6 protein-coding genes are annotated in these 7,399 nt (G+C 59.0%); 5 read left to right on the forward strand and 1 reads right to left on the reverse strand.

The window, feature by feature from the left end; all coding sequences use genetic code 11:
- Positions 1–330: 330 nt before the first annotated feature.
- The gene (locus PMX72_RS10000; RefSeq protein WP_055250846.1) at positions 331–951 is read left to right on the forward strand and encodes a helix-turn-helix domain-containing protein; all 621 of its coding nucleotides are present in this window, start codon (positions 331–333) and stop codon (positions 949–951) included.
- Between the two features lie 264 nt (positions 952–1,215).
- Here PMX72_RS10000 and PMX72_RS10005 read toward each other — a convergent pair whose 3' ends face one another.
- Positions 1,216–2,070 (reverse strand): MurR/RpiR family transcriptional regulator, encoded by an 855-nt coding sequence (locus PMX72_RS10005; protein ID WP_271729899.1) that lies wholly within the window; start codon positions 2,068–2,070, stop codon positions 1,216–1,218.
- 189 nt (positions 2,071–2,259) lie between these two features.
- Here PMX72_RS10005 and PMX72_RS10010 point away from each other — a divergent pair, with 189 nt between their 5' ends.
- The 4 genes from PMX72_RS10010 to PMX72_RS10025 all read left to right on the forward strand — a co-directional run bounded on the left by PMX72_RS10010 (position 2,260) and on the right by PMX72_RS10025 (position 7,198).
- A complete protein-coding gene (locus PMX72_RS10010; RefSeq protein WP_118098208.1) occupies positions 2,260–3,534 on the forward strand; it encodes a glycoside hydrolase family 1 protein in 1,275 nt (424 codons plus the stop codon).
- Positions 3,531–4,298 carry a ChbG/HpnK family deacetylase gene (locus PMX72_RS10015; RefSeq protein WP_271729902.1) on the forward strand — a complete coding sequence of 256 codons (768 nt, stop codon included), beginning with the start codon at positions 3,531–3,533 and terminating at the stop codon, positions 4,296–4,298. Before PMX72_RS10010 ends, PMX72_RS10015 begins: the two co-directional genes overlap by 4 nt.
- Positions 4,299–4,315: 17 nt before the next feature.
- On the forward strand, positions 4,316–5,701 hold the full coding sequence (locus tag PMX72_RS10020; protein WP_271729904.1) for a glycoside hydrolase family 1 protein: 1,386 nt from the start codon (positions 4,316–4,318) through the stop codon (positions 5,699–5,701).
- A gap of 66 nt (positions 5,702–5,767) precedes the next feature.
- Positions 5,768–7,198, forward strand: a complete 1,431-nt coding sequence (locus tag PMX72_RS10025) for a PTS transporter subunit EIIC (protein WP_271729906.1) — start codon at positions 5,768–5,770, stop codon at positions 7,196–7,198.
- Positions 7,199–7,399: the final 201 nt, after the last annotated feature.

A 7,399-nucleotide genomic window follows, 5' to 3' on the forward strand; every position in this document is an offset into this window, starting at 1 on the left:
TCGCAGCCCCGACCCGCGGTCACGAGCGGGGGCTCCTATCTTTTTAGTGCCCTCGGATTGGGTCATAGTGTCTGTCGTTGCCAAGACATCGGCACTCCCGTTGCTGGCGATGCGGCACTTGGGGACGTTCCTTTTCTGCCGACACCTGGGGACACTCCTGATGTAGTCGTTGGGGACGTTCTTAAATGACTACTCAGGATGAGTGTCCAAAAATCCGCGCTCGTTCGATTGGCGCATGTCTACGCAGCGTAGGTTGTCGAGCCTGGCCTTCAAATGGATACTGACTGTCGAACCGGTTCACTCCATTTCTTCAATTTGATTGGACAGCCCATGAACCAGACACGGCAAACCAATGCCTCCCATACTTTTTTGGCAGCGCATGCCATCAAGCAGCTGCGCGAAGAGCGCGGCCTCACCCAGCGCGCCCTGGCGGAAAGCCTTGGCGTGACCGATAAAGCCGTCAGCAAGTGGGAATCCGGCCGCGGCCTTCCCGACATTTCCCTCGTTGAGCCTTTGGCCCAGAGACTCGGCATAAGCGTGGCTGAGCTTTTGGCTGGTGACATTCGGGCCAACGCCAACCGTGCAGGCAATATGCTCAAAGGCGTCTTTTACGTTTGCCCTATCTGCGGAAACGTTGTGCACGCGCTCGGAGAAGGCAGCTTTAGCTGCTGTGGCTCCACGATGTTTCCCCAGGAGGCCGAAGAGCCGGACGCGGACCACGCCTTTTCCATCGAGCGCATCGAGGACGATTGGTACGTCACGCTCGATCATCCAATGACCAAGGATCACTACATTAGCTTTGTGGCATATGCGACTATGGACGGCATCTGCTTTAAGAAGCTCTATCCAGAGCAATCGGTGCAGCCGCGCTTCCATATTACCGGGCGCGGCAGGATATATCTTTACTGCAACCAACACGGACTCTTTACGTCGCTGACGCCTCGCAAATAACGGCTGTCTATCCGCCCTCCTCATGCGTTCCCGGGGGACCCAAAATGAGCGTGGATAATCTCCCGGTTTTGGCCTGTGTGCGGGCTCAAAATGGGAGATTATCCACGCTCGTTAGGTTAGTGTCCGAAAATCCACGCTCGTCGCTACTTGAGCCCGGGCAGGCGACGAAGTGCGTCTGCTTGCACGCCGTCACCGCCTCGTAGCCTATGGTTAGCGACAGGTGGGCCTTGCCGACGCCTGTGCCCGCTCCAATGGTGGGCGATCCTAGTGCCCCGTCATGTCGTCGTACGGGCGATTGGGCGCGCTCGGGAAGGCATCGCTTCCATATTGGAGCAGGTACTGCTGAACGACGAGGTCAATTGCCGCGAGCGCCCCGTACTTGCCTGTGTCGTTGGCGTTCGACTCGCCGCACTGCATGATGAAGGCGGCCTGATTCCAATATGGGTTCGAGGCGTTTTGCGTGATCGCCAGCACGGCACACTTGCTATTCCTGATGCTGTTGCATACATCGACATATCGTATGGGATAGCTGCCCCCGACGCTGCAGATGATCGCCAGGTCCTCGGGTTGGAGGGATTGGGCACATGCAAGTTGGGAAGCTTGATCTAGATGCAGATGCATGACCTTTCCCATGGAAAACAGCTTGTTCTGAAGGTATCGTCCGGTATCCCAAAGAAAATGATGGGAAAAGAACGCGACTCGGCGGCAATTATGAATCGCATAGGCGATTTTCGGAAGTTCGGTCAGGTTTTTCTCGGAGATGGTCGCGGCGATGTTTTGCTGAGCTTCCCTCGCATATTCAAGAAACGCCGCGTGCGGGTCCGCGGTGAGATTGCGAAAGAAGCGCTGGGAGTAGTCGTAGCTGATGGGATAGTCGACCCCGAGCGCGTCATGCATCTCTTTGAAGCTCTCGTAGCCTAGGAATCGGCAAAAACGCGAGACGGAAGCCTTCGAGACGTAGCACATGTCGGCGATCTGCGCGATGGACATGTCTTTGAGCGCGTCGTAATTTTCCAACATCTTGACGGCTATCTGATAGTTGTTGTCGCGCTGCATGCTGGTGTCTATATAGCTGAGGAGCTTTTCCCCAACAGAGCCCATCGGGTTGGCATAATTCAAGGGTCCACTCCCATCAGACGTTTTAACACCATTAAATACCAGCGGGTTTCATATCCTGAAACCCAGGTCTCCATTCTGAAACATCGGTGTCCAGGATGGAACGCAAAACCTTGTGCATTCGTGTTGTACTCAATGGTAACAGGAGCCGGGCGATTAAGCCTGGATGCGGATACATGAAAGGAAGATTGCATGGCACATCAGTCGACTTCGGTATTTCCCGAGACGTTTCTCTGGGGCGTCGCGACCGCCGCGCACCAGGTTGAAGGCAACAACGTGAACAGCGACACGTGGCTGTTCGAGAATGTTGAGGACACGGCGTTCATGGAGCCTTCCGGCGACGCGATGGACCACTACCATCGTTTTCGCGAGGATATTGCCCTTATCGCATCTCTTGGCCTTACCTCCTATCGTCTGAGTGTCGAGTGGTCGCGCATCGAGCCGGCGCGCGGCCTGTTCTCCAAAGCAGAGCTCGCGCACTATCGCGAAGTGCTCCAGTGCTGCCGTGACAACGGTCTCAAGACGATCGTCACGCTTCATCATTTCACGTCGCCGATTTGGCTGCTCGCCCAAGGCGGCTGGGAGTCGCCCGAGACTCCCTCCCTTTTCGCGCGGTACTGCGCGCGTGTGGTCGAGGAGATGGGCGATTTGATGGACTACGCATGCACCATGAACGAGCCAAACCTGGCATGGCTCTTGGCTGATGTCGGGGCCACGTCGCGCAACGCCTCCGATCGCGCCGAGGACCCCATGTTCCGCAGCGTCGCCAAGGCGTTGGGGGTCGAGCCGGCATCCCTGGCCCAGTTCCAGTTCGCAGCCACCGAGCGGGCGTTCGATGTGAAGCTCGCCGCTCACAAGGCTGCCGTTGACGCCGTGCATGCAATCCGTCCCGATCTCCCGGCAGGTTGGACGCTCGTGGGAAGTCCCTTTAAGGCGGCTCCCGGTGGCGAGGAGCGCGCTGCAGCTGCCCGTGAGGAGATTTGCGATCGCTTTTACCGTGCTTCCGCCGGCGATGATTTCGTGGGTATCCAGACGTACTCGCGCTCGTGGTACGGCGCGGATGGCCCGGTTGACCCGCCTGCCGGCGTGGAGCTCACCCAGCGCGATGAGGAGTTCTACCCCGAGGCCATCGAGGAGAGCCTGCGAGCTGCTTGGGACCAGTCGGGCACGCCTCTGTTCGTCACCGAAAACGGCATAGCTTCCGAGGACGACGAGCAGAGAGAGCGCTTTTTGGATCGAGCTGTCGCCGGTGTGGGGCGTTGCGTCCGCGACGGTATCCCGGTCTTGGGATACACCTGCTGGTCCGCGTTTGACAATTTCGAGTGGGTTTTCGGGTATGGCCCGAAGTACGGGATCATCTCCGTCGACCGCGAGACGCAACGCCGCACCGTAAAGCCAAGCGCTACGCACCTGGGAAGCATAGCGCGCTGTAACGGTGCCTGCGTCGAGATCGGTGATGCCCGATGAGGCGCCTGCTGATACGCGCCGACGACCTTGGCTACTCTCGGGGTGTCAACTACGGCATCGTCGATTCTGTTCGCGGCGGACTCGTCGGCTCGGTCGGGGTCATGACCAACATGGAATCCGTGAACCACGGCCTCGAATTGCTCGACGGGCTCGACGTGTGCCTTGGCCAGCACACGAACATCTGCGTCGGCAGGCCGCTCACCGACCCTGCGCTCATTCCGAGTCTCTGTGGTCCGGATGGCATGTTCAAGCTGAGCGGGGCGTATCGGGATGCCATGAAGCGGGGAACCGACTTCGTGGTGCTCGATGAGGTCGTCTTGGAGATCGAGGCTCAGTATCGAAAGTTCGTATCGCTTGCGGGCAGAGAACCCTCCTACTTTGAGGGTCATGCGGTGGCGAGCCCGGCGTTTTTTAAGGGGTTGGAGATCGTGGCGGAGCGCCACGGACTGCCGCTGTTCCCGATGGGTGCGCCGGGAGAGGCAGTCACGTTCAAGAGCACGCGTGTCGCTGCATACATGCCCGCAGATTTTCGCGCCTATGAGATGGATCCGTTCTCGGCGGTGCGCGGCGCCGTCGAGAACGCGAACGACGACACGTGCACCCTCATGGTGTTCCATCCGGGTTATATCGATGCCTATCTCATGGACCACTCGAGCATGACGACGGCGCGGGCGCGTGAGGCGTCGATGCTTTGCGATCCAGCAACCCGTGAATGGCTGGCGAGCCAGGACATCGCGTTGGTGACATACGACGATTTGAACTAAGGAGAAAGGTGGCAAGTATGGCAAACAGGTTCCCCGATGGATTCCTATGGGGTGCGTCGACGAGCGCATTTCAGGTAGAGGGCGCCTGGGGGGAGGGCGGCCGAGGCAGGTCGACGACCGATCGCGGTTTCGGCATCCCCGGAATCACTGATGGCAGCGTGGCGTCCGACCACTACCATCGCTGGAAAGAGGATGTCGACCTCATGGCCGAACTCGGACTCAAGACGTACCGCATGAGCTTCTCGTGGTGTCGCATTATGCCCGATGCGACTTGCGAGCCGAATCCCGAAGCCCTGGCGTTCTACGACGGTCTGATCGATTACCTTCTGGAAAAGGGCATCGAGCCCTTTGTGACGCTGTATCACTTCGAGTGCCCCCAAGCGCTCGTCGACGAGTTTGGCGGATGGTTGGATCGCAGAATGATCGATGCCTTCGCCCGTTACGCCGAGGTCTGCTTTAGGCACTTCAAGGGTCGTGTGAAGCTGTGGGCGACGATCAACGAGCAACTTATCGCAACGGCGACGTCGGTGAACACCGGGGATACCGAGACCGACCCCAAAAGACATCAGGGCAACACCTATCAGATGAGTTACCACATGTCTCTCGCAGAGCACCGTGCTTTCGAGTTTTTGCACTCAATCGATCCCGAGGCGATGATCGGGCCGGTCTGCGCCATCCAAGTGACCTATCCGCTCAGCAGCTCGCCTGCAGATGTGATGGCGGCGCTCAATGCCGAGGAGATGGAGCAGTTCTACATGCTCGACATGAGCGTGCGCGGATCGTATTCCCCGTATGCGGCGAGCTATCTCAAGCGCGAGGGGTTCTATCCCGCGGTCGAGCCCGAGGACGATGCGGTTCTGCACGGGTCGACGCCTGATTTCATCGGCATCAACTATTACTCCAGCAGCTGCGCCAAGGAGCGCACCGAGCCCATCGTATTCGGTGGCTTCCCGCCTTGGGGCGCGGGCGACTTCGTCCTCTGCGACAACCCGAGGCTCGAGAAGACCGAGTGGATGCCCAACGGCCTCGACCCCATCGGGCTGTCGATCGGCATGCGCAAGGTGCACGACCGCTACGGCCTGCCCATGGTCATCACCGAGAACGGCATGGCCTTGAGCGAGGAGCCCGATGAGTCCGGCGCGATTCACGACGAGCAGCGCATCGCCTATCTCTCCGCGCATATCACCCAGGTCGGCGAGCTCATCGAGCAGGGTTATCCCATCTTTGGGTATTGTCCATGGAGCTTTGTCGATGTGGTCTCCAGTCATCAGGGCTTCGCCAAGCGCTACGGCCTTGTATACGTGGATCGCACCGATGACGACATCAGGACTTGCGACCGGATTCGTAAGGACAGCTTCTATTGGTATCAGAAGGTCATCGCGGGCAATCAGCTGCCCGAATAAACGCAGGTTTTCCGGTTGGCGCGAAGTCGCCGATGGGGGATAGAAAGAAACAGGAAAGGAAGTACCATGGCAGATAACAAGCGTATCGCCGAGGATATCCTCAAGGCGGTGGGCGGCCCGAAGAACGTGACTTCGGCGACCCACTGCATGACGAGGCTCCGCCTTGTGCTCAAGGACGAGTCCAGCATCGACGATGACGAAGTCAAGGCCGTTGACGGCGTGATGGGCGTTGTTCACGGCGGCCAGCAGTATCAGATTATCGTGGGGACGAACGTGCCCAGAGTGTACGCGGAGTTCTGCTCACTCGCCAACGTCAATGAGCTCGAGGCGGTTGAGGACGCCGAGGCTGCCGCCGCCGACGTCGAGCTTGTCGGCAAGAAGAAGCTTACGCCCATGCAGATCTTGAAGAACGTCGTCGGTTACATGGCGGGCTGCATGACCCCGATGATCCCGGTGCTGCTCACGGGCGGTCTCGCAAATGCGATCAATGCCCTGTGCGGTCCGCAGCTCCTGGGCCTGTACCCCGCGGAGAGCGACATCTACGTGCTCTTCGACTTCATCTACGATGCCGCTCTGTACTTCATGCCTATCCTCGCGGGCGTCAACGCGGCGAAGCAGCTTGGCATCAACGGTATGCTCGGCGGATTTATCGGCTGCATCCTCATGTCGCCGGATTTCGCCGCAATCATCTCCGAGGGCAAGGCGTTTACCGTTTTCGGTATCCCCTGCAACACGTCTGCTGCCTATGCCCAGACTGTCCTGCCCATCATGATGTCCGTTCCGCTGTTCGCTGTTGTTTATAAGTTTGTCGGCAAGCACATGCCCGACGTGCTCTCCACCGTGTTCACGCCCATTTTGAGCCTTCTTGTCACCTCGCCGTTCATCCTGTGCCTGCTCGCCCCCTTCGGTACGATTGTGGGCAACGCCATCAGCGGCGGCCTTGCTTGGTTCGGTATGAATACCGGGTTCTTCGGTGTCGGCGTGATCGCCGCCCTTTGGGAGTTCCTCGTCATGAGCGGTATGCATCTGGCCCTTATGATGCCCATGATGGCCTCGTTCTTCGAGACTGGCGAGATGACCGGTGTCATGCTCGCGGGTAGCTTCGCCACGTGGGCGTGCTTCGGCGTCGCCCTCGGTGCGGCTCTTCGACTCAGGGGCAAGGCGGAAGGCGGCAACGCCTTCGGCGCCTTCGTGTCCGGTATCTTGGGCGGCGTCACCGAGCCTACGCTCTATGGCATCTGCCTGTCTCACGTGCGCTGCTTTGGCGCCTTGATGGTCGGTAGCTTTGTCGGCGGTGCGTATGCTGGCATCGCCAATCTCACCCAGTACGTCATCACCTCCGCGAACTTCCTGTCCGTTCTGAGCTATGTGGGCGGCACCAACGCCAACTTCATCCAGGGTATCATCGCGAGCCTCATTTCCCTGGTCGTCGCAGCTGTGTGCACGTATCTCTTCGGCTTTAGCAAGAAGGAGCTCGATCAGGTAAACGCCAAGTAGCATTGATGCAGCCTGAAATAACCCGTGCCCCGCTCGAGAGAGCAGAGCACGGGTTTTGTCATGCGCCTGCCGAGACTGGTCGTTGGGTCGTTGGGGACGTTCTTAAACGACTAGTCATTTAAGAACGTCCATTACAGTCGAAATTGTCAGCCCGGGACCGTCTCGGGCTACGATTGAGGCGCGCCCAGAACGGGCCGCCGA

Source organism: Collinsella aerofaciens (assembly GCF_028207065.1).
Taxonomy (GTDB): domain Bacteria; phylum Actinomycetota; class Coriobacteriia; order Coriobacteriales; family Coriobacteriaceae; genus Collinsella; species Collinsella aerofaciens_AR.

Coding starts and splice junctions, on each gene's coding strand:
- PMX72_RS10000 (WP_055250846.1), top strand. CDS start 331: ATGAACCAGACACGGCAAACCAATGCCTCCCATACTTTTTTGGCAGCG.
- PMX72_RS10010 (WP_118098208.1), top strand. CDS start 2,260: ATGGCACATCAGTCGACTTCGGTATTTCCCGAGACGTTTCTCTGGGGC.
- PMX72_RS10015 (WP_271729902.1), top strand. CDS start 3,531: ATGAGGCGCCTGCTGATACGCGCCGACGACCTTGGCTACTCTCGGGGT.
- PMX72_RS10020 (WP_271729904.1), top strand. CDS start 4,316: ATGGCAAACAGGTTCCCCGATGGATTCCTATGGGGTGCGTCGACGAGC.
- PMX72_RS10025 (WP_271729906.1), top strand. CDS start 5,768: ATGGCAGATAACAAGCGTATCGCCGAGGATATCCTCAAGGCGGTGGGC.